The sequence below is a fragment of the Neobacillus cucumis genome (assembly GCF_002860255.1).
GTDB lineage: Bacteria > Bacillota > Bacilli > Bacillales > Cytobacillaceae > Neobacillus > Neobacillus cucumis_A.
Map to the genome: position 1 here is coordinate 1 of NZ_PGVE01000035.1, position 23557 is coordinate 23557.

Genomic DNA, 23557 nt, shown 5'->3' on the forward strand with positions numbered 1-23557 from the left:
TGTTTTCCGGCTAGCATAAAATAGGATTCTTATATATTATCTAATTGACGATGCTGAATAAAAGCACCGTCTTTTTTATTTCGACATCTACAGGCACCCTATAACATAAAAAAAGAAGTATCATTTAGACACTTCATATTAGGAGTTAAAAAAGTGAATGTCGACAATACCATAATATAAAAAGAATATGAAATAGCATGGACGATTACAAAAAATTTACATTTTTAAAAATATTATTACGTTAGTCGGCTGATTAGTCTTGATTTTTTGTCAATTTTCGCAAATTATAGACTACTTATTTCTTGTTAATATTGCTATTATAAATATTATTCTTACCAAATTAATTGTGGTGGATTCCAAATGACTAGTACTTCACATTTTCTTATAAACCTAATAGGCATTCTTATTTTAATTCTTGTTCTTCAATTTTGGTTAAATAGGCTTAACCAGAATCCAGTAGTTACAGAAATAATTATGGGTTTTTCTCTTTCTGTAACTGTTGTCCTGTGTATGTTGTTTCCATTTCATGTGAATGGCGGGGTGATTTTTAACTTACGATTTATTCCATTTGTAATAGGTTGCTTATATTCACATAAGATAACGAGCATTTGGCTTACCATTTTAATTATCTGTTTAAGACTTACATATGGATTAGGAACTTCGTGGTTTACCTGTATTAGTCTTATTATTTTTTTCCTAATAATTACGAACCTCAAACCTTTATATAATAATTTGACAATAGTAAAAAAGATAATCTTTTCAGGTTTTTTGTTATTGTTTATGTCTATTTGGATAATGGTAGGAGTTAAATATTTATTCCATGTCCCTATTACAATTGATTTATTTTTATCTTATAGTTTAATTCAATCATTTGGAATTCTTTTAATTGTATATATTATGGAATCTAATAAGGAAAAACAAGCTCTTCTCGACGAAATTATCAGAATGGAAAAAGTAGAGGTGGTTAGTCATTTGGCAGCAAGTATTTCTCATGAAGTACGAAATCCATTGACAACAACTAGAGGTTTTCTTCAATTAGCTAATGAATCTGAAGGTATTCCGGCAGTGCAAAAAGGATACTTAGAGGTAGCATTGCAGGAACTTGATCGAGCCGAAAGCATTATTCGAGATTACCTAACTTTTGCAAAACCAGTACCAGAAGAAATTGAAGTGCTTAATTTAAAAAAGGAAATTGAGAAATCAATAAATATAATTGAGCCCCTAGCAAACATGAACATAGTTAAATTATTTTCAGAATCTGAAACATGCTACATTAAAGGAAATACTGGATTAGTTCAACAAGTGCTCGTTAATCTCTTGAAAAATGCAATTGAGGCAATGCCTTCAGGCGGAACACTATCAATTACAGGCACTGTTGAGAAAACAGTTGCAAAAGTAACCATAACAGATGAGGGATTAGGGATGAATAAATGGCAGCTACAGCGTCTTGGCGAGCCATACTTTTCAACAAAAGAAATTAAAGGTACTGGACTTGGTATGATGGTTGTGTTTCGTGTTATCGAGAGCATGAATGGATCTATTAATATCGAGAGTGAACTGGGGAAAGGAACCAAAATTTCACTTATGTTTCCACTAAGTTCATTTGCTTAAGTTGCTTTTTTTAGAATTCAAGTTTTGAAGAATAGGCTGCCTTCATAAACTTTATTGGAGGTGGCGATATTGAATAATAAAACAAGTGAAATCGAGTGTCTGGTATGTAATGGCACACATTTTCGAAAAGGTTATTTTGGTGCTGAGTATGAAAAATATGATGAGGTATATAACATTAGTGAAAATTCCGAAGCAGAAGTAAACTTAATATTAAATTCTGAAGAAAAAGATTTTAAAATAAAACATTACTCAAAATACTATACCTATGTTTGTGAAGATTGCGGATTTATCATGAATTTCAACAAAGAAAAAAGAGTTGAAAGCTGGAAGGAAGAACGCGCAAGGAAACAAAAACAAAGAATGTATGACTGGACTAAATTTAAATAATATCTGTTATGAATATATTAATCATAGTACTTAATTTTTGGTTATTAAAGAGGAATGTTATAAAAAACAAAAGTGCTGGTTGTTTTACAATCAGCACTTTGTATGTAATGAGCATATCTACGCTATTAGATAGAAAAATAGCATTAACAATGTTATTACGATATGTAAGTTTTTTCACAAATGGGTTTAAAAAGAAGGTGAAGCTGAGGATTACTTTGAAGAGGATTTAGCTTATTTTCTCTAATAAGGTAGCTGAGGATAGTTCATCCTTTTTACTTGACTGAACTAATGAGGAAGCTAATGTATTTGCATAATCAATTAATTCCATATTCGTTGAACAATAATACGGAGCTTTCCAATTAAAATCACCGTCGATGGTGGCTGGATAGATACTAACTTTCCAATGATAATAAATTTTGGGCTGAGGCAGCTGCACTCCTTCAACTGCGATTAGCCAATGGGTAAAGGGCTGGTCGGGACAATAAGCATCGGATTTTTGCAGGGACTTTAGGTCATTTAGGCCGATTGGTACTAATGCCTTTTCATAAAAATCATGATAATTTGGAGTTTTCATCTATATTACCCTCCCTTATAGGTTTATTTTTATTATATGAAACAATGCCCTCATATTTGTGTGATAATTGTTAAAAGTTTTCAAAAAAATTGAACGATTTCATAAAATTATCACAAATTAGTTCTTCAGTAAATAAAGGTAGGTAAAAAAGTGACCTCTATCACTACATGATCTAACAGTTGTTTATATACTTAAATCACAGAAACAATATAGAGGTGAATGGAACATGAGCAGATGTATGAGTGGTTTAGGCAGTATGGGCCAAGGGCAATTAAGTGAAGGGATTGCCAGGTTAAAAAGCGAACATCCTGCATTAAGAGCACAAATGGAAGATTTGTATTCTTTAACACAAAAAATTGATCAAGAAATCAATTTGGTTGAAAATTTTAATGAGTTAATCATAAAGGTAAAAGAGTTTAAGAATGACCTAGATCCTCATTCTGAGAGAGAAGAGGGAGTTTTATTTCCGATGATGGGTGTATACATCGGTACCACTTCTGGGCCAATTGCCGTCATGGAATATGAACACGATCAGGCAAAAGCCAATATTAGTGCCTTCCTGAATCAAGCAGAAGCTGGAGAATTTACAACGGATGAAAAGAAAAAATTAGCTGAATTAATTCAAAATGCATATTTTATCTTAACTGACCACTTCTTAAAAGAGGAAAACGTCTTGTTTCCAATGGCTGAAAGAATGCTTTCAGATGAGGAGAAGGCGGAGTTATTACGTAAGATACAAGAGATTCATTAGGTAAGGATGGGCTAAGCCCATCCTTTAATTGTTTAGGACATTAGAATGCAAACCATGCCCTAAATGGGACTTTTTAAATCGACAGTCTAAGTGCGTACTTCGATACTAACTAAATTAACCTCGCTGATTCCATTCCCAGACCTTCTGATCACTTGGAAGCAGGAAGGCGATTAGACCTAGAATGGGGAGGATACCCAGCCAGGTGATCATTGATTGCAATCCTATCCAGTCGGCAAGTGAACCGAGTCCGACGGAACCAATTGCTCCCATCCCGAACGCAAGCCCTACTGTTAAACCGGACATGGTTCCAATCTTTCCTGGAACTAACTCTTGGGCATATACAACTGTAACCGAAAAACTTGTCATTAAGATAAACCCTGTAAAAATCAAAAAGATAAATGCCAACGCGGGCGGAACGTGCGGAATCAAAATTGAAAAAGGGACGGTCGCTAACATTGAAAAGGAAATAATATTTTTCTTACCAAATCGGTCTGCCAGCGGTCCTCCAAAAAAGGTACCAATCGCGCCTGCAACTAAAAAAGCAAATAAAAACACCTGGGATTCTTTGATAGACAAGGCATATTCTTTAATGGCATAGAATGTATAAAAGTTGGTGATTCCGGATGTATACCAAGTCCTTGCAAAGATTAATAACAAAATTAATGCCAATGCATTTTTAACTTCTTTTGACAACCCCCTGCTTTTTTCTTTTGTTAAATCCTTTTTCTTTACTTGAGGAGAAACTAACAATCTATGTTGATACCAGTTAGCGATATAAATGAGTAAAATAACCGCTATAGCTGCGACAATCGTAAACCATGAAGCGCCAATTTGTCCTAGTGGTACCAATATGAGTGCAGTTATCACCGGTGCTAATGCTTGACCGCTATTTCCCCCTACTTGGTAGATCGATTGTGCGAGCCCTCGTCTGCTTCCTGCTGCCATATAAGCAACTCGGGAGCCTTCAGGATGGAACACAGCTGAGCCAAGTCCAATGAATAGGACGGAAAGAACAATCAAAGCAAAATTGCCAGCGAATCCTAATCCAAAGATTCCAAAAAGAGTAAAAGTTAGACCAATGGGCAGAGCAAAGGGCATAGGTTTTTTGTCTGTAAAATATCCCACGACCGGCTGCATAACGGATGAAACCATATTTAGCGAGAAAGCTATAATTCCTAATTGGGTAAAGCTTAACCCCATTGACTTTTCTAAGATGGGAAACATGGCAGGTATTACAGCTTGAATGGCATCATTTAATAAGTGGCAGAGGCTGATAATAAACAAAATTTTAAACATAGTTGATTCCGCTGTCTTTGATGATTTAGTGGATAAAGCAGCTGGCTGATTCATATAATCCCTTCTTTATTTGTTTTTTCCTATCTTACTACTAATTTACCGAAATAAGAAACAATTATTTCTATTTTCGAAATTTTAAAATTATAATATAGGATAAGAGAGGCTAAGGGGGATATATGGAAAAATACATTGATGTTTTATTTACTAGGGATATATTAGATGAAATATTAATTAGATTTCAGTTGGAAAAAACGGTTCAGAAGTTGGGGGACTTTGAAAACTTTGTCTTTGAAGTTTACCGTGAGGGAACGCCATTAGTTTTAAGAATTACACATAATTCACATCGTAAAAAAGAAGAAATTGAAGCAGAGCTTCATTGGCTCGATTTTCTTTATAAAAACGGAGTAAATTGTCCAGAGATTATACCAAAACTTAATGGTGAATTGATACAAACTGAACCAGCAGCAGATGGAACTTCTTTTTATGCCTGCCTGTTTTCAAAGGTCAAGGGAGAACCTGTTAAAATCAATTCCCACAAGTTTAACAAGGATTTATTCTATGCTTGGGGGAGAGAAATCGGTAAAATGCATCTGGTAACAAAACAGTATCAACCGGAAAAGGGTGCGAGTTTACGCTCTTTGTGGTTTGAAGAGGAACTGCTTCGAGTGGAAGAGTATTTTCCTGATGAACCTGAAATAATTGAAAACACGCATCAGTTAATCGCTGAGTTACATAGACTGCCTCAAAACGTTGATAACTTCGGTCTGATTCATTCTGACATCCATTCTGGAAACTTTTTCTATGATGGCAATGAGATTCATGTTTTTGACTTTGATGATTCAAATTATCATTGGTTTGTTTCAGATATCGCCATCCCTTTATATTATTCCATTTTTTCCTGTTACACGAACGCAAATGAGGATGAAAAAACTGAGTTTGCTCATTTTTTCTTATCCCATTTTACGAGAGGCTACGAGGTTCACCATCCTCTCCCAGAGAAGTGGCAGGATCAGTTATCCCTTTTTCTAAGATTGCGTGACATCACACTTTATTCTGTCTTTCATAAAAAAATAGCACCTGAAGATAGAAACGATCGGTTAAATCAAATATTACGCGAAATAAAAAAGAGAATCATCCAAAGAGAAGCTATTGTTCTTATAAAGCCTTAATTCTAGGGGATTTGACAGCGATTAAAAAATTTTTTATAATAAATTTTGAAATCAAGATAATTTTCTTGAATTATGTTTCAAACATCTTATCAAAACTTAAAAGGATGAGTTTCATGGAAAACGAATCAGTACAGAAGTCATTAAAGTTATTTATTGTCCTTTCAAGAGCATATAAAGCGATTAATGAACATGTAAATAAAGCTATTCAATCTAATGGCTTAAATCCGACTGAATTTGCAGTCTTAGAACTGCTTTACCATAAAGGTGATCAGCCGATGCAGCAAATTGGCGGGAAGATACTGCTTGCCAGCGGCAGTATTACCTATGTAGTCGACAAGTTAGAACAAAAAGGCCTTCTTAGAAGAATTGCCTGTCCGAATGATAGAAGGGTAACCTATGCTCAAATCACTGAGCAAGGAAAAGCCTTTATTGAAGAGATTTTTCCTGAACATGCGAAACAAATTGATGCACTCATGTCAAGCTTGTCCGATTCCGAGAAAACCGCTGCAATAGACCTGCTGAAGAAATTAGGAATACCTGCAGGGAAATTTTAATACGGCCAATGGTCGTATTTTTTTTATTGGAGGAATATTAATTAAGAGTGTCGAAATGATAGACTTGGAACGATGGAAAGGGGTTGTTTTTAAATGAGTTTTGAAAATTATACATATGTAAGACCAAATCTAGAGGAAGTAAAGACAAAGTTTGATAAAGTATTGGCAGGGTTTAAAAATGCAGATTCAGTTGAGTCCCAAAGCAGGTTCATGGATGAGATTAATCAACTCAGAAATGATTTAGGTACGATGTTTAACCTTTGTTATATCCGTCATTCTATTGATACAAATGATGAGTTTTATAAGGATGAACAAGATTTCATGGATGAAATTCAGCCTGAAGTTGAGGGATTGGTAACCAAATATTATCAAGCACTAGTTGAATCTAAATTTCGGCCTGAGTTAGAAAAAAAGTGGGGTACACAACTATTCGCCCTTGCTGAAGGACAGTTAAAAACGTTTAAACCTGAAATCGTTTCATTACTGCAAAAGGAAAACCGCTTGTCTACAGAATATACTAAATTGCTTGCCTCAGCGAAAATAGAATTTGAAGGTGAGGAAAGAACACTCGCTCAGTTAGACCCATATACAGAGTCGAAAACTCGTGACATGCGTAAAAGGGCCAGTGAAGCGAAATTTGGATTTTTTGCGGAGCATGAAGAGCAGTTAGACCGTATTTATGATGATTTGGTCAAAGTAAGGACAGAGATTGCCAAAAAATTAGGATTTAAAAACTTTGTTGAACTGGCTTATTATCGGATGATGAGAACCGATTATGATGCGGAAATGGTGGCGAATTTCCGCAATCAAGTAAAGGATTTTATTGTCCCGATTGCGACAAAGTTAAAAGAACGCCAAAAAGAAAGAATTGGTGTTGAACAATTAAAATATTTTGATGAAGGCTTTAATTTTCAGTCTGGGAATGCAGTTCCAAAAGGTGATTCACAATGGATTATTGAAAATGGCCAAAAAATGTACGAAGATCTTTCTAAAGAAACTGGTGTTTTCTTTAGCTATATGCAGGAAAACAATTTAATGGATCTTGTTGCCAAGAAGGGAAAAGCTGGCGGAGGTTATTGTACCTTTATTGAGAATTATAAAGCACCGTTCATTTTTTCCAATTTTAATGGAACGTCAGGCGATATTGATGTCTTAACTCATGAAGCAGGTCATGCGTTCCAGGTTTATTCGAGCCGTCATTTTGAAATTCCCGAATATTATTGGCCAACTTATGAGTCAGCAGAGATCCATTCGATGAGTATGGAATTTTTCACATGGCCATGGATGGAATTATTCTTTAAAGAGGATACAGACAAATATAAGTTTACTCATCTAAGCGGTGCTTTGTTATTCCTCCCATATGGGGTTTCAGTGGATGAATTTCAGCATTGGGTCTATGAAAATCCTACTGCTACACCTGTAGAGCGAAAGCGTCAGTGGCGTGAAATTGAAAAGAAGTATTTACCGCATAAAGATTATGATGGTAATGGTTATTTAGAAAAAGGAGGTTTTTGGCAGCGTCAAGGCCATATTTATAATTCACCTTTTTATTATATTGACTATACGCTCGCACAAATTTGTGCCTTCCAATTCTGGAAACGTTCAATTGAAAACAGAGAAGAGGCTTGGGCTGATTATGTGAAGCTTTGTAATCTTGGCGGCAGCCTTTCTTTTACAAAGCTTGTGGAGGCTGCCAACTTAATCTCTCCATTTGAAGATGGTTGTGTTGAGTCGGTTGTTGGTGCTATTGAGAAATGGTTAAATTCTGTCGAGGATCAAAAATTATAAAAAGAAGCGAAGCCCCCTGGCTTCGCTTTTGTTAATGGACCGAAATTTTTTCAGCTACTACCTTTAGTTCACCATTTTCAAGGATAGAAACTAAATTTTTTGCATCTGGCTCTTCTAGGATAAAATCAGCAATCTTATCTTCCAATTGTTCTTGGATAATCCTGCGGAGCGGACGTGCACCAAATGATGGATGATATCCAATTTCAGCTAATTTTTCTTTTACCTCTTCCGAAATGTTAAATTCAATGTTTTGCTCTTTTAATGTTTCCAGAAGTTCTTTTACCATTAAATCAACAATAGATAAGATATGTTTCTTATCAAGTGCATTAAACTCGATAATGCTGTCAAAACGGTTTAAGAATTCTGGTTTAAAGAAACTTCCAAGAGAATCTAAAATGCTTGCTTCTTCAATAGCTTCACTAGTTCCAAAACCTACATGGATGGTTTTGTGTCCTACGCCTGCATTACTTGTCATGATAATTACTGTGTCTTTAAAACTTACCACTCTACCTTGACTGTCTGTTAGACGGCCGTCTTCAAGAATTTGCAGGAACATATGCTGGACGTCAGGATGAGCCTTTTCAATTTCATCTAATAAAATGATACTATATGGGTTTCTGCGGACTTTTTCCGTTAATTGTCCTGCCTCATCATGGCCAATATAACCTGGAGGTGAACCAATTAGTTTCGAGACACTATGTTTTTCCATATATTCACTCATATCAAGTCGGATCATTGAATCTTTGCTGCCGAATAATTCCTCGGCCAGTGTTTTTGTCAGCTCAGTTTTCCCCACCCCTGTTGGACCTACAAATAGGAAGGAACCAATTGGACGATGTTTTGATTTTAAGCCTGCGCGGCTGCGTCTGATTGCCTTCGCAACTTTTTTCACTGCTTTTTCCTGTCCAATTACCTTTTTATTAAGATTAGCTTCTAATTCTCGCATCTTAAGCTGTTCGTCCTGTTGCAGTTTACCAACTGGAATTTTTGTTTTTTCTTCGATGATTTTTTGAATATGAGAGACAGTGACCACAGGTCTAGTTTCACTTGAGTTGTTATTTATTGTTTTTTCCAGTCTAGTTTCTTCATCACGGAGGACAGCTGCCTTTTCATATTTTTCATTTTTTAATGCTTCTTCTTTTTCACGAGCAATCTCTTTTAAACGTTTTTCAGCTTGCTCTGTACTCTTATATTCAGATGTTAGATTTAATTTAGAACCGGCCTCATCAAGTAAATCAATGGCTTTATCCGGTAAGAAGCTGTCTTGTATATATCGTTGTGATAACTGTACACAAGCATGAATAGCTTCATCTGAATAGCTGACTTCGTGATAGTCTTCATATTTCTTTTGAATACCCTTTAAAATCTCAATTGCTGCTTCTGTAGTTGGCTCTAGAACATGAACTGGCTGGAAGCGGCGTTCTAATGCAGAGTCCTTTTCGATTTGACGGTATTCTTTTAGGGTTGTTGCACCGACTACCTGTAACTCGCCACGGGCAAGAGCTGGTTTTAGAATATTTCCAGCATCCATAGAACCTTCGGCAGATCCCGCACCGACAAGTAAGTGAATCTCATCAATGAAGAGAATAATATTTTTACGATTTTGCAATTCCGAAATTAATTGCTTCATTCTTTCTTCAAATTGTCCGCGAATACCAGTATTGGCTACAAGTGAGGCAACATCTAATAGGTAAACCTCTTTATTTCGCAATTTACCAGGAACATCTCCGCTGGCAATTTTCAAGGCCAGACCTTCTGCGATGGCGGTTTTACCTACACCTGGCTCACCAATTAACACTGGATTATTTTTATTTCTTCTATTTAGAATTTCAATTACACGTTTGATTTCTTCATCACGACCAATAACAGGGTCAATTAAACCTGCCTTTGCCATTGTGCTAAGGTTTCGTCCAAACTGATCAATAAAACCGTTATGGGCTTTATTTCTGTCGCCAGCTTTGGGTGACTGGTCTATGATCTCTTCACCATGAGCAAATCCTTTAGAGATAAAAAAGTCCTCAAATGGGAAGTTAGGTAATGAATTCATGTTTGAACCAAATCCTGCTCCAAGAGATTGTTTTTCTTTTGAATAACATTCGTGGCAGAGTTTCATTTCCTTACGTTGTCCATTGAAATTCAAACTTAATTGTACATTGGCTTGGTTTTGCTGGCATTGTTGACAAAGCATAAGTAAATTACCTCCTACTATATATAAATTTGTCATTGTTTGACTTTGACTATATTTGACCTTGTGATCATAGTATACTCTGACGTTTTTTGACTTTCAAGTGTTTTGTTTGATGAAATGATTGGAAAAAAGCTCGTCTTTGTTTGTCCCTTATCTCATATATTGATGATAAGGGGGAGATGATGTGAGGAAGAATTGGACTCAGGCTATTCAAATTGCCGCAGTTTATGTGGGAACTGTGGTTGGGGCCGGATTTGCCACAGGCAAAGAAATTGTTGAGTTTTTTTCACGATTCGGTTTCTTTGGTCTAATCAGTATAATAATGAGCGGTTATCTTTTTATCATGCTGGGTTCAAAGCTAATGAGGATGGCTGCCTATATAGATGCAAAATCTTACCAAGAGTTTAATGCGTACTTATTTGGAAAATGGCCAAGCCGGATTATCAATATTTTTATGCTTTTTATGCTTCTTGGTGTTAGTGCTGTCATGCTCTCTGGTGCAGGGGCAGTGTTTGAAGAACAACTAGGTCTATCAAAGAGTATAGGTGTTTTTTTGACGATCTTCCTCTCGGTCCTAGTAATGTTAGTTGGTACAAAAGGGCTGTTTGCCGTAAATACATTTGTTGTCCCGTTAATGATTAGTTTTAGTGTTATCCTTATGGTTTTCTCAGTTCGAATGCCTCATTTTATTGATCAGCTATTATTCATCCCACATGCTGAGGATGGCTGGAAAAGTGTTGTAGCTCCATTCTCGTATGTTGCATTGAATCTTGGTCTAGCCCAAGCTGTTCTTGTCCCAATTGCAGCTGAAGTGAAAGATGATTGGACGATAAAATGGGGAGGGATTCTTGGTGGGGCAGCTTTAACGCTGATATTAGGTGCAAGTCATTTCACCCTAATTATGCTTCCTAATTTGGAAATGTATAATATCCCTATGGCAATTGTTATGAAGAACATTGCACCCTTTCTTTATTGGATTTATGTCTTAGTGATATATGGCGAAATTTTTACTTCGGTAATTGGGAATGTCTTTGGACTTGATCGGCAGTTGAAGCAATATCTACCCATTCCTACAATCGCTTCAGTTACGGCCATTTTTTTGGTTTCCTATCTAATAAGTCTGGTGAATTACGGTACGTTATTATCCTATTTATATCCCTTGTTTGGCTATATTTGCATGATCTTTTTTATATTACTGTGGATGAAACCATTTAACCCAGATATAAAAAAATAAACAGCTGTCAAACGACAGCTGTTCTTAATTAAAAGGGAATATGATAAAAATCAGAATATCAAAGATGATATGTGACACAATCACTAGCGGCATACTTCTTTTCCAATAATACAGCAGCCCCCAGGCAAAACCGGAGATGAATGCTGCAAACATTAAAAGAAACGAACCCGAATAGATCTGGACTGATGCGAAAAGAAAAGCCCCGAATAATATGCTCCAAAATGGTTTGAAAAACTTTAAGAGACTTTTTTGTATAAATCCACGCCAGTAAAGTTCTTCACCAGGTGCAGCGACTAAAACAAGCGCAATATAATGCCAAAATGCCTGTGGTGCATACCATCGGTACAATTTATTGACTGATTTTTCAAATGGTAGGCCTACTAATTGGAAGGCATGAAATCCTAACCAAAAAATCAAATATAATAATAAACCTGATATAACTCCAAAAAGTATATATTTTGCAAATGATGCTTCATCATCCACTTCACCTTGGAGCATGGCATAGGCAATTAGGATGAGTATGGAGCCGGAAAAAATATACCAAAATATTGTTTTATCATGGAAAGAAAAATAAATAAGTACATGTGCAATAATGAAACCTACAATCAGTCGATAATCTAGGAAGCGTCTATCCATCCTAACAAGCTCCTTTTTACAAAATCAATAAAATTTATTTTAACAAAGATATTTTTTAAAAGGAAATGATTTCTTTTAACATTTTAACCAAATCAGCTGATAAGAACATATGTAAAAGAAAAAAATAAAAAGGAAAGGAGTGAGTGTGTTGAGTAAATCTAAAAGCCAACAAGAACGTGAATGGACAGTCCGTAAACAGGATCAGAATCCACATGGTAAAGTAAAATCCTTAAAGCAGCTTTCAAAAGAAACTGATCAAGGAAGATAAACATAAAAAACTCGCCTTTTTTGGCGAGTAGGGTCTTTATAATAAAAGTAGAAACGGCAGTCAATGACTGCCATTTCTACCAAACTATTACTTAATAAGCGCTTTCTTTTATCACTTTATAGTTTTTATGATTAACGACTGTGCGCTGATCTAATTCCAGGTCACGGTAATTATCCATAAATGTCAGGTCGACTATAACAGAGTTTTCATTTACTTTTTCAACTATCCCTTGCAGGCCACCGCGAAATTCAATGATATTACCAACTTCTGCTTTTTTCATTACCCTCTCTCCTTTGCCCCTCAAAAACTATTAATTAATTGTTTATATAACAGTTTGCACTACTTTATTCATTTCGTAAAGGTTTTTGTATGACAATTATGTTAATTCTTTTTAAATAATATATTATATGAAAGATGCAGCAGGAAAAGACTAGGTAGCGCTTACAATTTCGAAGTGGAGAAAATAGACTGTTTGACTTAAAATAAAGATGAAAAGGTGGGTGTTCCAAAATGAAGGAAGAATTAGTAACAGAAATTTTAGACAAACTTATGACAGGTGAACTGTCTGAGTATTATGTTAAGAATGATGATTTTATGGAGTTTAGAAGTGTATTAGTTAAAAGGGAGGATTTTAAACATTTCCGAGGAATCGGTCAGCGAGGAGGGGATGTTCTTTATCAATATCTTAAAGAACCAAGAAGTTAATTTGAGTTGATCCTTTAAATTACATATCACGATTGTTTGTGGGGGGATATGATATATTTTGGTGGTTTTTGACAGATTTGTGAACATTCCAAAATTCGAAAATTTGTTGTTGTCGGAATAAGACGAAAATGTTATCCTATCATGTATGTAATAACTGCTTATCAAAATAAAAATGCTGTATGATTGTTTTTATTTTTGGGAAAATAAGCGAAAATGAACTAATTTTATTTGTAGTCGTTTCGTCTTAGTTGACTAAATGATTAGAAATGTTTATTTTTAATTAGGCAAGTTTTATTCTTACTATTTATTAAAGGAGTTTGATTTAGCATGGCAGAAAAACAATTTAAAGTAGTTGCAGAAACAGGAATTCACGCAAGACCGGCGACTTTATTAGTACAAACAGCTAGCAGATTCGATTCTGAAATTACTTTAGAATATAAAGGTAAAACCGTTAATCTTAAATCTATTATGGGTGTAATGTCTTTAGGTGTAGGCCAAGGCGCAGATATCAAAATTGCAGCTGAAGGTAACGATGCTAATGATGCATTACAAGCACTTGAAGATACATTGAAAAAAGAAGGATTGGCTGAATAATGGCTTTTTTAAAGGGTATTGCTGCATCAAACGGTATTGCAATCGCGAAGGCATACCGACTTGTTGAACCGGACTTATCGTTTGAAAAACATACAGTTGAAGATGTAACTGCTGAGGTTGGACGTTTCCGAAAGGCAATGGAAAAATCAAAATCTGAACTCGAAGCCATTCGTGACAAGGCAAAAGTAGACCTTGGCGCAGATAAAGCAGCGATTTTTGAAGCGCACCTTCTAGTTCTGGGCGACCCTGAATTAAATGCACCGATTGAAGATAAAATTCAATCAGAAAAAGTAAATGCAGAGTCTGCCTTAAAAGAAACAGCAGATATGTTCGTTATGATGTTTGAACAAATGGATAATGAATATATGAAAGAACGTGCAGCAGATATTCGCGATGTAACAAAGCGTGTACTAGCTCATTTGTTAGGCGTTCAACTTGTTAATCCAAGCATGATTTCGGAAGAAGTTATTATTGTTGCTGAGGATTTAACACCTTCTGATACAGCCCAATTAAACCGTAATTTTGTTAAAGGTTTTACAACAAATATCGGCGGGCGTACATCTCATTCAGCTATTATGGCTCGATCAATGGAAATTCCAGCAGTAGTAGGTACAAAAACTGCGACTGAGGAAATAAACAATGGCGACCTTGTAATTGTTGATGGTCTTAAAGGGGAAGTACATATTAACCCAACCCCTGAATTAGTGGATGAATATCATAAAGTCCATGAAGAATATGAAGTTCAAAAAGCAGAATGGGCGAAGCTTGTTAATGAACCAACAGTTTCCGCTGATGATCACCATGTAGAATTAGCTGCCAATATTGGTACTCCTAACGATTTAAAAGGGGTTATCGAAAATGGCGGTGAAGGTGTTGGCCTATACCGTACAGAATTCCTTTATATGGGACGCGACCAACTTCCAACTGAGGAAGAACAATTCGAATCATATAAAGCTGTATTAGAAGGTATGAAAGGCAAGCCTGTGGTTGTTCGTACTTTGGATATTGGCGGAGATAAAGAACTTCCATATTTAGATCTTCCAAAAGAAATGAACCCATTCTTAGGCTTCCGGGCGATTCGCTTATGCTTAGAAGAACAGGATATTTTCCGTACACAGCTGCGAGCATTGTTGCGTGCTTCAAGCTTTGGGAATTTAAAAATTATGTTCCCAATGATTGCAACATTGGATGAATTCCGTTCTGCGAAGGCAATTCTTGAGGAAGAAAAGCAAAAGCTTCTTTCAGAAGGTCAAACAGTGGCTGAAAAAATTGAACTTGGTATCATGGTTGAAATACCTTCTACTGCAGTTCTAGCGGACCAATTTGCTAAAGAAGTTGATTTCTTTAGCATTGGAACAAATGATTTAATTCAGTATACTATGGCAGCAGATCGTATGAATCAGCGTGTATCATACCTTTACCAGCCTTATAGCCCATCCATCTTAAGATTGGTTAAAATGGTTATCGATGCGGCACACGCTGAAGGTAAATGGACAGGCATGTGCGGTGAAATGGCGGGGGATGAGACGGCTATACCAGTTCTTCTTGGTTTAGGCCTAGATGAATTCTCCATGAGCGCAACTTCTATCTTGAAAGCTCGTTCACTTATTCGGAACTTGAAAAAATCCGATATGGGAAACCTAGCTCAAGAAGTATTAAACATGCAAACAACTGACCAGGTTATTGAAGCTGTTAATAATGCTACAAAATAATTAAACTTTTTCAGAAGGACCAACTAGTATTTAGTTGGTCTTTTTCTATTTGATTACAAGAGGAATTTGTCAAAATTGGTAATTTCCTTTTTTGATTATTATCTGCCAGTTTGATTCATACTAAAATGACTTTAAAATCCACATGAAAGGTGAATGACAATGGCTAAAGTTTTATATATTACTGCGCACCCGCATGATGAAACACAGTCTTATAGTATGGCTGTAGGTAAAGCATTTATTGAAGAATATAAACAGGTTAACCAAAATGATGAAGTCGTTCATATCGATCTTTATAAAGAAAATATCCCGCATATCGATGCTGATGTTTTCAGCGGCTGGGGTAAACTGCGTTCTGGGCAGGGATTTGATCAATTGTCTTCTGAGGAACAAGCAAAGGTTGGAAGGTTAAATGAATTAAGTGACCAGTTTGTAGCGGCAGACAAATATGTATTTGTTACCCCGCTTTGGAACTTTTCTTTTCCTCCTATTATGAAAGCCTATCTTGATTCTGTTGCAGTGGCAGGAAAAACATTTAAATATACGGAAAGTGGACCTGTGGGTCTTTTACCGGATAAAAAGGCCTTACACATTCAAGCGCGCGGCGGTTTCTATTCAGAAGGGCCCGCTGCACAATTAGAGATGGGACATCGTTACCTTAATGTCATGATGGGCTTTTTTGGAGTACCGTCACTAGAGGGGCTATTTGTTGAAGGTCACAATGCCATGCCGGAAAAGGCTCAAGAAATAAAGGAAAATGCCATTGCCAGGGCAAAAGATTTAGCTCACACATTCTAATCAAATAAGTGAAATGAGACAGAAAACTGTCTCATTTTTTATTTGCTTTACCAAGAGTTTCCTTTTAAATTTTAGTATAATAGTAAATAGATACTAAAAAGGAGGAATGGAATAAATGGATTTGAATTTAACAGGAAAAACAGCGCTAGTTGCCGCTTCAAGCCAAGGATTAGGATTTGCCATAGCGGAGCGGCTCATTACTGAAGGCGCCAATGTCATGATTTCGGGCCGGGATGAAGAAAAGCTGAAACTGAAAGTTTTGGAACTTGAACAACTTGGTAAGGGAAAGGCTGCTTTTCAAAAGGCAGACATTACAAAGATTGAAGACATTAAACAACTAGTTTCTTCGACGGTTGAACAATTTGGAGGCATGCAATTGTTAGTTAATAACGCAGGGGGACCACCGGCAGGTTCCTTTGAAGATATGTCAGATGAGGCATGGCTAGCTTCTTTCGAATTAAATTTACTATCCTACATTCGTTTGATTAGAGAGTCACTGCCCTACCTGAAAAAACAGGGAGGGAAAATCTTAAATATTGCCTCTTCGTCCATTAAAGAGCCGATTCCTGGACTTATACTATCAAATACATTTCGTACTGGAATGGTTGGACTTTCAAAAACACTTGCATCTGAATTTGCCCCTTATAATATCTTAATCAACACGATTGCACCGGGGCGCATTGCGACAGACCGAATAATCCATTTAGATCAAGTAAATGCGGACAAGTTTGGTGTAGACCGTGAAACGATTGAATCAAGAGCAAAGGCCGAGATCCCCTTAAAAAGATATGGAACCCCGGAAGAATTTGCGAATGTTGCTGTCTTTTTACTGTCTGATGCCAATTCTTATATGACTGGTAATGCTTATCTAGTAGATGGTGGATTGGTAAAGTCAATTTAATCACTTTTTTCCGTATATTAACCTTTCTTAACGTTTATTACCAAAATATTATGGCTAAGGTAAACATATGAGGGAGTGTTATTGATGAACAGGAAAATCCGATTGATTGGTACTTTTATTATAGGATTAGTATGTTTAGTTTATTTAAGTGGATGCAGCTTACTTTATTCCAATGAATTAATTGTCAATCGCTATGCAGACGCCTTACTTACCAAAAATAATGAATTGCAGTTCCGGTTTCGGATTAATAATGAAATACTCGATGGTCAGCAATTATATAAAGTGAAAGTAACCATTCACGATGACAAACTAGCTCGGGCTATTGGGAAAAGAGAGATTATTTATGGTGAGGAGCAAGTTAGAAACGGGGATTATTTAGAGACAAAAGGACATCCAGAAAAATATATCTTTATGGACCCGCTTCCTTTAAAAGAAGACCTGCATATACAGGAACTGCGAAATATGATTGAAAGAGACCAGGCCGTTTCAATTGAAGTATTTAATGATAAGGAAGTTCTAGGTCGGGCTTTTTTAACAAATTTCTCTTCTGAGTTATAAAAATGTTTAAGAATTATTTATATAGGACAATCTAAAATGTGCATAAATTTGGAGATGGAGCACTAAGGCCGGACGTTCAACGTTCCGGTCTTATTTATGCATTAAAATCACTAAAATTTCGGAAAAATGTTAAAATGGAGAGAACCCAAAAAGGAAGGATGAATGATTTTGGTATTACCTGAAAGTACGGTGATAGGTTTTATTGGAACAGGTGTAATGGGGAAAAGTATGGCAGGACATCTTTTAAAGGCTGGATATCCTTTGGTAATCTATTCTAGAACAAAAGAAAAAGCCACTGAATTATTAGAAAACGGTGCTGCCTGGGCGGAAACTCCAAAAGAAGTAGCTGAAAAAGCTAATATTATTTTCACAATAGTTGGTTACCCAAATGATGTTGAAGAAATTTATTTAGGACAAAACGGCTTGATTCCAAATGGTAAATCAGGCAGTATCTATATAGATATGACTACTTCATCACCTTCTCTTGCAGTAACCATTTATGAAGAAGCCAAAAAGAAAGCAATCCAGACAATTGATGCTCCGGTTTCCGGAGGTGATGTAGGGGCCCGAGAGGCAACCCTATCCATTATGGTTGGTGGTGAACAAGAAGCATTTAAAGCCGTTAAACCACTTCTTGAGAAAATCGGTAATAATATCGTCTATCAAGGGAAAGCCGGAGCTGGACAGCATACAAAAATGTCCAACCAAATTGCCATTGCTTCCAATATGATTGGCGTTTGTGAAGCAATCATTTACGCAGAAAAAGCAGGCTTGAATCCTGAGAATGTATTAAAAAGTATATCTACTGGAGCAGCAGGAAGCTGGTCTCTAACCAATCTTGCACCTAGAATGTTAAAAGGGAATTTTGAACCTGGTTTCTACATAAAACATTTTATTAAAGATATGAAAATTGCTTTAGCTGAGGCAGAGAGAATGGACATGCCAGTCCCTGGATTGTCTCTGGCTAAGTCTTTATATGAGCAATTAGCTGAAACAGGAGAAGAAGAAAGTGGTACCCAAGCACTATATAAATATTGGGACTAGTAGAAGTACCAATAGGCCATAATTTGGGTAGAATAAATTAAACCTGACTTCAAGAAACTAATTCTTGATAGGAGGGATTATGATGGCAAAACGGACAAAAAAGAATGACCCACAGCAAAAGAATAAAAAGGGTTTTGATTCAGCGGTATTAAATGAAGAGTTTGCACATGAGATGGGTTCTGCTGACACCAATAAAATCCACAAAGATAAAGCAAGAAAAGAAAAAGCCCCAAAAAATAACGGTAAATATAAAGGGCAATAAATGGTAATAACCCCTCACAAGGTTTTGTGAGGGGTTATTATATTTACTTCTGCTGTTGAAAAAAGGTTTCCATTTGATTGAGACCACGTTCTAAATTAGCCATAGAGCACGCGAAGGATAATCGGAAATAGCCTTCCCCAAATTCCGAAAATGCACTGCCCGGAACGACTGCCACCCTTGTTTCTTGAACAAGTTTCAAGGCAAAATCAAAACTATTTAGAGAGATGGTTTCTGGTATTTTTACAAAGAAATAAAATGCGCCATCCGGTTTCACAACCTCTAGTCCCATGCTCTTTAATCGGTTATATACATATTCTCTTCTTTTAGCATATTCCTCTTTCATGATATCCGCATCATTTATGCCAATAGTCAAGGCCTCGTACGCCGCTTTTTGAGCAATGGAATTGGCGCATGAGACATTATATTGGTGAACTTTTAAAATGTGTTTGGCAAGGGACTCAGGCGCAAATAAAAAGCCAATTCTCCAGCCAGTCATCGAATGTGATTTTGAGAGCCCATTAATTACTATCGTTTTTTCTTTAATAAAGCTGGCGATTGAAGTATGTTTTTGATCAAAAGTAAGTTCACTGTATATTTCATCCGCAAGTATAAAAATATCCTTATCCTTCATAAAATCTGCAATTTCTCTTAATTCGTCACTTGATAGGCTGACTCCAGTAGGATTAGAAGGATACGGCAGGACAATACAACGTGTTTTGTCAGTGATATAAGGCTTCATCGTTTCGAGTGTAAATCTGAATTGATTCTTCCGAATATCAACATGGACAGGAACAGCCCCCATCATTCGGATAATTGGTTCATAGCCTGGATAAATAGGGCCGGGCAATAAAACCTCTGTACCTTCTTCTAAAATCGTCCGAAAAGTAATGTCAATGGCTTCACTTGCTCCCATTGTAACAATTACCTCTGATTCCGCTTTGTAGTCTAACCTATATTTTTTATTGACAAATTGACATGCCGCTTTTCTTAATTCGAGCGTTCCGGCGTTATGTGTATATGAAGTAAAATCCTTTTCTATAGCCTGTATTCCCGCTTTTTTTACATGGTCAGGAGTAGGGAAATCCGGCTGGCCAATAGTAAAAGAAATTAGGTCCTCCACATCTGCAACAAGATTGAAAAATTTTCTGATTCCAGAGATTTCGATGTTTTTAACTCTTTGATTAATTAAGTGCTCCATTATGTACATCCTTCCGACAAACAATAATTATCATGATTATAGTCTATTTAAAGGGGAGTTTCTACCATAGAGATTTTTAATTATTCTTTTTAAATAATATAATTTGTGTTGACTAGGATGTTGATTTCCGCTCCAGGTGCGAGCGGTTCGCGGGCGTGCCGGGGAGCCTCCTCGGCGCGTTTGCGCCTCCGGGGTCTCCCCTGCCCCGTACTCCTGCAGGAGTCTCGCACCTTCCGCTGCAATCAACGTGTAAATAATCAAAAATGTATTTAACATAACAAAAAAACGGCCGAGTATTACTCGATACCGTTTTTGGAAATAATTTGAAATTTATTTAATATCCGTAATCCCAATCGATTTCGTCTTCATGCCAAAAAACAGGTGAAACTGAACCAAAATCAACTGGATGGTTATTAATTCTGCAGTTACAATGTTTACAATCGCATTGTTCTTTAATTTCTTCAAAAAAGGAATGTTCAACATCTTCAATAAACGTAATATTCCGCTCCTGAAAAAGGATAGCCGTTCCCTTCATTGTATAGCACCTCTTTAATAGTTTTTCCTGCTTAATTCTTATTCCGTCATTATTGTATGTCTGTTTCAATAAGGAGTCTATGAGTTTGTTCCGTTGTTCACAAAATTATCAAGAAGATGTTGCAGAATTTAGAAATCGCTTTCAATCTAAAAGCTTTACACCTAGAAGGCAATTTTTTTTATTTTTCCCACATAAAAAAGCCAGGGCAATCCTGACTTTTAGTTCATTTATTAGTAGCGTTCGCCTAACTTTTTGAAAATTGGTTTTTGATAAGTCTTTTGATTTTTTCGGTGGTAAGAAGTCTGATGCTCCAGTTCAGGGATTCCTGTATAGGATTGTAATAAGGCTTTAGCTGCATTAAGTGAGATATGTGCCTTTGGATTTCTTACGCTGCCATCTAGTTTTCCAAGATGGGGAAGGGTATGAAAATCTGATTTAGTCGGGGGAATATGAAACGTATATTTTCCGCATTCAACTAGTACATCTGATTGCTGCTGGCTATTTCGCGGATGATCGGAAAAATGGAGGCCGACCTTCTTGGCTTTTCCTTCATCTATCAATTTTTTTAATGATTCCTGTTTCAATTTGTATAAATATTTGGGGTTTGGTGCCGTTTTAGCATGGCGATTCACGATAAAGACAGCTTGGGAGAGGTTTTCAATCGTTAGATTTAATTTATTTCGAGGATAACTCTGATCGTGATTCAACATATAGGCTCCTTTCATTCTATAAAAACATCTATATTATACCTTTTTTTTAGGAAAATAGAAATAAGTTGAAGATATTTTCCGGCTTTTCGTACAATTCATGTAAAAGAAAAATGAATGAATCTAATTCTATGAGTAATCTATGCTGTTCTTAGTGTAAAAACAGTCAGTTCTGGTTTAGCCATAAAGCGAAACGGGAGACGGGTCGTTCCTATGCCTCTATTTACATAAAGGTTTAATGGATAGTTTCCTTGGATGAAATAGTGGCCCTCAGGGTATTTTTGCGCAAAAGGAGGAATAATAAGGGCCCCTAAAATTGGGAGTTTAACTTGTCCACCATGACTATGCCCGCTAATTTGCCATTGAATAGGATACTGTGCAGCTGCTTCTGCAAGGTCTGGGGCGTGGGATAGCAATATTTTAAAGCGATTGTTTGGAATGTTTTTTAAGGCTAATGGCAAGTCAGGATTTCCCAACATGGCATCATCGATTCCGAGCAGAGAGATATTGCTCCCATTTTTCCTTAAAGTAACTGACTTGTTTAGCAGAACCTTAAAGTCAGTAGATTCCATGATATTTCGGTATATTTCTGAACCATAGCCGCCATGGTCATGGTTGCCAAAAATGCAATATTTACCCAAAGGGGCGTGTAAACTCTCTAAAATAGGAATTAACTCTTTTATTTTGGTATATTTGTTTGGTTCATCCATTAAGTCTCCGGTAAATAAAATAATGTCGGGATTTAAATCCTTGATTTTGTTCACTAAGGTTATGAATTGAGTCAGATTGTAGTGGAAGCCAAGATGAGTATCGCTAAATTGGATGATCCTTAATCCATCAAAACTTGTAGGGATTAAGGAGTGTTTAATTTCGACATCACTTATTTCTAAAAGTGAAGGCTCAATTTGATTCGCATAAAAATAGCCGCCCGAACTTAATCCGAGAACGGTCAGGAATGAACCCAACATCTTTTTTAAAAATATTCTTCTTGTTTGCTTTCTAACCATACTTTCTCCCATCCTGCCTTTACTACAAACTGGGCTTTTAACACAGCCTATTCAAAAAAGGAGAAAAAATGCTAAAAAAAGCAGTCGAAAAGGACTGCTTCCTATTTATAACTAACCGCACGTGATTGCAATGCTTTCCAAGATCTAATAAATTGTTGCTTATTTACTCTTACTTGTTTTCTTCCTGATAAAGGATCATTTAAATATACATTGTTTGTATCATATCCTACAAGGACGACAGCGTGCAAATCAAGCGGTGTTTTGATGAATTGACTTCCGTGATACCAGCCTTCCCAACGGTCTGGCAGGCGGTAATCACCAGTAGTCCAGACAACCACTGGATAGCCTGCGGATACATGTGCCAGTACCTTATCAAAAGGCTGATTTGTTAAATTTACAGCTCTTCCCGGAAGTTTTTGATTGATCAGAGCGATCATAGGCCTATCGAATACTGCATAGCCAGCACGTCTTCCTGTCATGTCCCCCACAAAACCATCAGCGGGGTTCCCCCAGCGTAATATATCGCCTCTTGCGGATTTAATAAGCGGGTCAGGGTCTTTCTGTATTCTTCGGTATAAATCCATCTTATTTGTTTTCACACCTGCATAATTTAGGACCATCGCAAGACTAGTTACCTCACAACCATATCGTAATTCCGGATTTTGTTTAATTAAAACTACATTCAATAATGTGGACTGTTTTCTCGGAATAGTACTTGCTGAACGCTCCGCTGTCTTCTGACCTTCCACATTATTTACTTGAGCTTTCAAATCATTTATTGAATAAGATTGACTATTTATCTGCTTAGGTGCTGCAGCTTGGTTACTATTATTTTTTACAACCGTCGTGGAATTAGTTGTTGTATGTTCTTTAGTTACATCTTTGTTAGAAACCTCATTAGAGTGACTGCAGCCTATCATTGTCAATATAGATGCTAATAAGCATAGGGTTTTCATCAAACAACCTCCTTTTTGGAAGCCCCGAGTATAGGTTATGATTGTATCATCGAAGCTATAATGGTATCCTTTTGGAAAAGAACGAGATACGGAATTTAAGCGTATGGTATAATGAGAAAAATTATAT

26 protein-coding genes are annotated in these 23557 nt (G+C 36.4%); 16 read left to right on the forward strand and 10 right to left on the reverse strand.

Translation table 11 applies throughout. The features are described from left to right. Window positions 1–360: 360 nt before the first annotated feature. Window positions 361–1611, forward strand: coding sequence for an ATP-binding protein (locus tag CVD27_RS07355; RefSeq protein ID WP_101647253.1), 1251 nt, complete (start codon window positions 361–363; stop codon window positions 1609–1611). Between the two features lie 69 nt (window positions 1612–1680). Further along, window positions 1681–1998, forward strand: coding sequence for a hypothetical protein (locus CVD27_RS07360; RefSeq protein WP_101647254.1), 318 nt, complete (start codon window positions 1681–1683; stop codon window positions 1996–1998). A gap of 226 nt (window positions 1999–2224) precedes the next feature. Here CVD27_RS07360 and CVD27_RS07365 read toward each other — a convergent pair whose 3' ends face one another. After that, window positions 2225–2572 carry a hypothetical protein gene (locus CVD27_RS07365; RefSeq protein WP_101647255.1) on the reverse strand — a complete coding sequence of 116 codons (348 nt, stop codon included), beginning with the start codon at window positions 2570–2572 and terminating at the stop codon, window positions 2225–2227. Between the two features lie 226 nt (window positions 2573–2798). On the opposite strand from CVD27_RS07365, the gene CVD27_RS07370 reads away from it, so the two are divergent. Then, window positions 2799–3323, forward strand: coding sequence for a hemerythrin domain-containing protein (locus CVD27_RS07370; protein WP_257984298.1), 525 nt, complete (start codon window positions 2799–2801; stop codon window positions 3321–3323). Window positions 3324–3437: 114 nt separating this feature from the next. Here the strand turns inward: CVD27_RS07370 and CVD27_RS07375 are convergent, their stop codons facing one another. Then, a complete protein-coding gene (locus CVD27_RS07375) occupies window positions 3438–4673 on the reverse strand; it encodes an MFS transporter (protein WP_101647256.1) in 1236 nt (411 codons plus the stop codon). 122 nt (window positions 4674–4795) lie between these two features. Here CVD27_RS07375 and CVD27_RS07380 point away from each other — a divergent pair, with 122 nt between their 5' ends. The 3 genes from CVD27_RS07380 to CVD27_RS07390 all read left to right on the forward strand — a co-directional run bounded on the left by CVD27_RS07380 (window position 4796) and on the right by CVD27_RS07390 (window position 8130). After that, window positions 4796–5788 (forward strand): phosphotransferase enzyme family protein, encoded by a 993-nt coding sequence (locus CVD27_RS07380; protein WP_101647257.1) that lies wholly within the window; start codon window positions 4796–4798, stop codon window positions 5786–5788. A gap of 113 nt (window positions 5789–5901) precedes the next feature. Beyond that, entirely contained in the window at window positions 5902–6342 is a 441-nt protein-coding gene (locus CVD27_RS07385; RefSeq protein ID WP_101647258.1) for a MarR family winged helix-turn-helix transcriptional regulator, read from the forward strand. 93 nt (window positions 6343–6435) lie between these two features. Next, window positions 6436–8130: a M3 family oligoendopeptidase gene (locus CVD27_RS07390; RefSeq protein ID WP_101647259.1), complete on the forward strand. Its 1695-nt coding sequence runs from the start codon at window positions 6436–6438 to the stop codon at window positions 8128–8130. A gap of 31 nt (window positions 8131–8161) precedes the next feature. On the opposite strand, the gene CVD27_RS07395 is transcribed toward CVD27_RS07390, so the two are convergent. Then, window positions 8162–10318, reverse strand: a complete 2157-nt coding sequence (locus CVD27_RS07395) for an ATP-dependent Clp protease ATP-binding subunit (RefSeq protein ID WP_101647260.1) — start codon at window positions 10316–10318, stop codon at window positions 8162–8164. A gap of 184 nt (window positions 10319–10502) precedes the next feature. On the opposite strand from CVD27_RS07395, the gene CVD27_RS07400 reads away from it, so the two are divergent. After that, window positions 10503–11552: a YkvI family membrane protein gene (locus tag CVD27_RS07400; protein ID WP_101647261.1), complete on the forward strand. Its 1050-nt coding sequence runs from the start codon at window positions 10503–10505 to the stop codon at window positions 11550–11552. Window positions 11553–11576: 24 nt separating this feature from the next. Here the strand turns inward: CVD27_RS07400 and CVD27_RS07405 are convergent, their stop codons facing one another. Continuing rightward, on the reverse strand, window positions 11577–12188 hold the full coding sequence (locus CVD27_RS07405; RefSeq protein WP_101647262.1) for a CPBP family intramembrane glutamic endopeptidase: 612 nt from the start codon (window positions 12186–12188) through the stop codon (window positions 11577–11579). A 148-nt stretch (window positions 12189–12336) separates the two neighbouring features. On the opposite strand from CVD27_RS07405, the gene CVD27_RS28480 reads away from it, so the two are divergent. Further along, a complete protein-coding gene (locus CVD27_RS28480; protein WP_219621288.1) occupies window positions 12337–12456 on the forward strand; it encodes a DUF6254 family protein in 120 nt (39 codons plus the stop codon). Window positions 12457–12547: 91 nt separating this feature from the next. Here CVD27_RS28480 and CVD27_RS07410 read toward each other — a convergent pair whose 3' ends face one another. Then, window positions 12548–12736: a YkvS family protein gene (locus CVD27_RS07410; RefSeq protein WP_101647263.1), complete on the reverse strand. Its 189-nt coding sequence runs from the start codon at window positions 12734–12736 to the stop codon at window positions 12548–12550. Window positions 12737–12966: 230 nt separating this feature from the next. Here CVD27_RS07410 and CVD27_RS07415 point away from each other — a divergent pair, with 230 nt between their 5' ends. The 8 genes from CVD27_RS07415 (at window position 12967) to CVD27_RS07450 (ending at window position 19027) form a co-directional block, all read left to right on the forward strand. Then, window positions 12967–13161, forward strand: coding sequence for a hypothetical protein (locus CVD27_RS07415; protein ID WP_101647264.1), 195 nt, complete (start codon window positions 12967–12969; stop codon window positions 13159–13161). 327 nt (window positions 13162–13488) lie between these two features. Further along, window positions 13489–13755, forward strand: a complete 267-nt coding sequence (locus tag CVD27_RS07420) for a phosphocarrier protein HPr (protein ID WP_101647265.1) — start codon at window positions 13489–13491, stop codon at window positions 13753–13755. Further along, on the forward strand, window positions 13755–15467 hold the full coding sequence (gene ptsP / locus CVD27_RS07425; RefSeq protein WP_101647266.1) for a phosphoenolpyruvate--protein phosphotransferase: 1713 nt from the start codon (window positions 13755–13757) through the stop codon (window positions 15465–15467). Before CVD27_RS07420 ends, ptsP begins: the two co-directional genes overlap by 1 nt. A 159-nt stretch (window positions 15468–15626) precedes the next feature. After that, complete coding sequence (locus tag CVD27_RS07430; RefSeq protein WP_101647267.1) at window positions 15627–16262, forward strand: FMN-dependent NADH-azoreductase; 636 nt, start codon at window positions 15627–15629, stop codon at window positions 16260–16262. A gap of 115 nt (window positions 16263–16377) precedes the next feature. Then, entirely contained in the window at window positions 16378–17163 is a 786-nt protein-coding gene (locus tag CVD27_RS07435; RefSeq protein ID WP_101647268.1) for an SDR family oxidoreductase, read from the forward strand. A gap of 84 nt (window positions 17164–17247) precedes the next feature. Next, entirely contained in the window at window positions 17248–17721 is a 474-nt protein-coding gene (locus CVD27_RS07440; RefSeq protein WP_101647269.1) for a hypothetical protein, read from the forward strand. Between the two features lie 162 nt (window positions 17722–17883). Next, entirely contained in the window at window positions 17884–18765 is an 882-nt protein-coding gene (locus tag CVD27_RS07445) for an NAD(P)-dependent oxidoreductase (RefSeq protein WP_374703054.1), read from the forward strand. Between the two features lie 82 nt (window positions 18766–18847). After that, window positions 18848–19027 (forward strand): hypothetical protein, encoded by a 180-nt coding sequence (locus CVD27_RS07450; RefSeq protein ID WP_101647270.1) that lies wholly within the window; start codon window positions 18848–18850, stop codon window positions 19025–19027. A 43-nt stretch (window positions 19028–19070) separates the two neighbouring features. Here CVD27_RS07450 and CVD27_RS07455 read toward each other — a convergent pair whose 3' ends face one another. The 5 genes from CVD27_RS07455 to CVD27_RS07475 form a co-directional block, all read right to left on the reverse strand. After that, entirely contained in the window at window positions 19071–20225 is a 1155-nt protein-coding gene (locus tag CVD27_RS07455) for an aminotransferase A (protein WP_101647271.1), read from the reverse strand. A gap of 334 nt (window positions 20226–20559) precedes the next feature. Beyond that, entirely contained in the window at window positions 20560–20829 is a 270-nt protein-coding gene (locus tag CVD27_RS07460; RefSeq protein ID WP_257984299.1) for a hypothetical protein, read from the reverse strand. A 161-nt stretch (window positions 20830–20990) separates the two neighbouring features. Beyond that, a complete protein-coding gene (locus CVD27_RS07465; RefSeq protein ID WP_101647273.1) occupies window positions 20991–21470 on the reverse strand; it encodes a YkyB family protein in 480 nt (159 codons plus the stop codon). Window positions 21471–21607: 137 nt separating this feature from the next. Continuing rightward, window positions 21608–22474: a metallophosphoesterase gene (locus CVD27_RS07470; protein WP_101647274.1), complete on the reverse strand. Its 867-nt coding sequence runs from the start codon at window positions 22472–22474 to the stop codon at window positions 21608–21610. 101 nt (window positions 22475–22575) lie between these two features. Then, complete coding sequence (locus CVD27_RS07475; RefSeq protein WP_101647275.1) at window positions 22576–23430, reverse strand: C39 family peptidase; 855 nt, start codon at window positions 23428–23430, stop codon at window positions 22576–22578. Window positions 23431–23557 lie beyond the last annotated feature (127 nt).

What these genes read in the sequence shown, in the direction of transcription:
- CVD27_RS07355 (WP_101647253.1), top strand. Translation starts at nt 361, where the DNA reads ATGACTAGTACTTCACATTTTCTTATAAACCTAATAGGCATTCTTATT.
- CVD27_RS07365 (WP_101647255.1), bottom strand. Translation starts at nt 2,572, where the DNA reads ATGAAAACTCCAAATTATCATGATTTTTATGAAAAGGCATTAGTACCA.
- CVD27_RS07370 (WP_257984298.1), top strand. Translation starts at nt 2,799, where the DNA reads ATGAGCAGATGTATGAGTGGTTTAGGCAGTATGGGCCAAGGGCAATTA.
- CVD27_RS07375 (WP_101647256.1), bottom strand. Translation starts at nt 4,673, where the DNA reads ATGAATCAGCCAGCTGCTTTATCCACTAAATCATCAAAGACAGCGGAA.
- CVD27_RS07380 (WP_101647257.1), top strand. Translation starts at nt 4,796, where the DNA reads ATGGAAAAATACATTGATGTTTTATTTACTAGGGATATATTAGATGAA.
- CVD27_RS07385 (WP_101647258.1), top strand. Translation starts at nt 5,902, where the DNA reads ATGGAAAACGAATCAGTACAGAAGTCATTAAAGTTATTTATTGTCCTT.
- CVD27_RS07390 (WP_101647259.1), top strand. Translation starts at nt 6,436, where the DNA reads ATGAGTTTTGAAAATTATACATATGTAAGACCAAATCTAGAGGAAGTA.
- CVD27_RS07395 (WP_101647260.1), bottom strand. Translation starts at nt 10,318, where the DNA reads ATGCTTTGTCAACAATGCCAGCAAAACCAAGCCAATGTACAATTAAGT.
- CVD27_RS07405 (WP_101647262.1), bottom strand. Translation starts at nt 12,188, where the DNA reads ATGGATAGACGCTTCCTAGATTATCGACTGATTGTAGGTTTCATTATT.
- CVD27_RS07410 (WP_101647263.1), bottom strand. Translation starts at nt 12,736, where the DNA reads ATGAAAAAAGCAGAAGTTGGTAATATCATTGAATTTCGCGGTGGCCTG.
- CVD27_RS07415 (WP_101647264.1), top strand. Translation starts at nt 12,967, where the DNA reads ATGAAGGAAGAATTAGTAACAGAAATTTTAGACAAACTTATGACAGGT.
- CVD27_RS07420 (WP_101647265.1), top strand. Translation starts at nt 13,489, where the DNA reads ATGGCAGAAAAACAATTTAAAGTAGTTGCAGAAACAGGAATTCACGCA.
- ptsP (WP_101647266.1), top strand. Translation starts at nt 13,755, where the DNA reads ATGGCTTTTTTAAAGGGTATTGCTGCATCAAACGGTATTGCAATCGCG.
- CVD27_RS07430 (WP_101647267.1), top strand. Translation starts at nt 15,627, where the DNA reads ATGGCTAAAGTTTTATATATTACTGCGCACCCGCATGATGAAACACAG.
- CVD27_RS07435 (WP_101647268.1), top strand. Translation starts at nt 16,378, where the DNA reads ATGGATTTGAATTTAACAGGAAAAACAGCGCTAGTTGCCGCTTCAAGC.
- CVD27_RS07440 (WP_101647269.1), top strand. Translation starts at nt 17,248, where the DNA reads ATGAACAGGAAAATCCGATTGATTGGTACTTTTATTATAGGATTAGTA.
- CVD27_RS07445 (WP_374703054.1), top strand. Translation starts at nt 17,884, where the DNA reads ATGATTTTGGTATTACCTGAAAGTACGGTGATAGGTTTTATTGGAACA.
- CVD27_RS07450 (WP_101647270.1), top strand. Translation starts at nt 18,848, where the DNA reads ATGGCAAAACGGACAAAAAAGAATGACCCACAGCAAAAGAATAAAAAG.
- CVD27_RS07455 (WP_101647271.1), bottom strand. Translation starts at nt 20,225, where the DNA reads ATGGAGCACTTAATTAATCAAAGAGTTAAAAACATCGAAATCTCTGGA.
- CVD27_RS07465 (WP_101647273.1), bottom strand. Translation starts at nt 21,470, where the DNA reads ATGTTGAATCACGATCAGAGTTATCCTCGAAATAAATTAAATCTAACG.
- CVD27_RS07470 (WP_101647274.1), bottom strand. Translation starts at nt 22,474, where the DNA reads ATGGTTAGAAAGCAAACAAGAAGAATATTTTTAAAAAAGATGTTGGGT.
- CVD27_RS07475 (WP_101647275.1), bottom strand. Translation starts at nt 23,430, where the DNA reads ATGAAAACCCTATGCTTATTAGCATCTATATTGACAATGATAGGCTGC.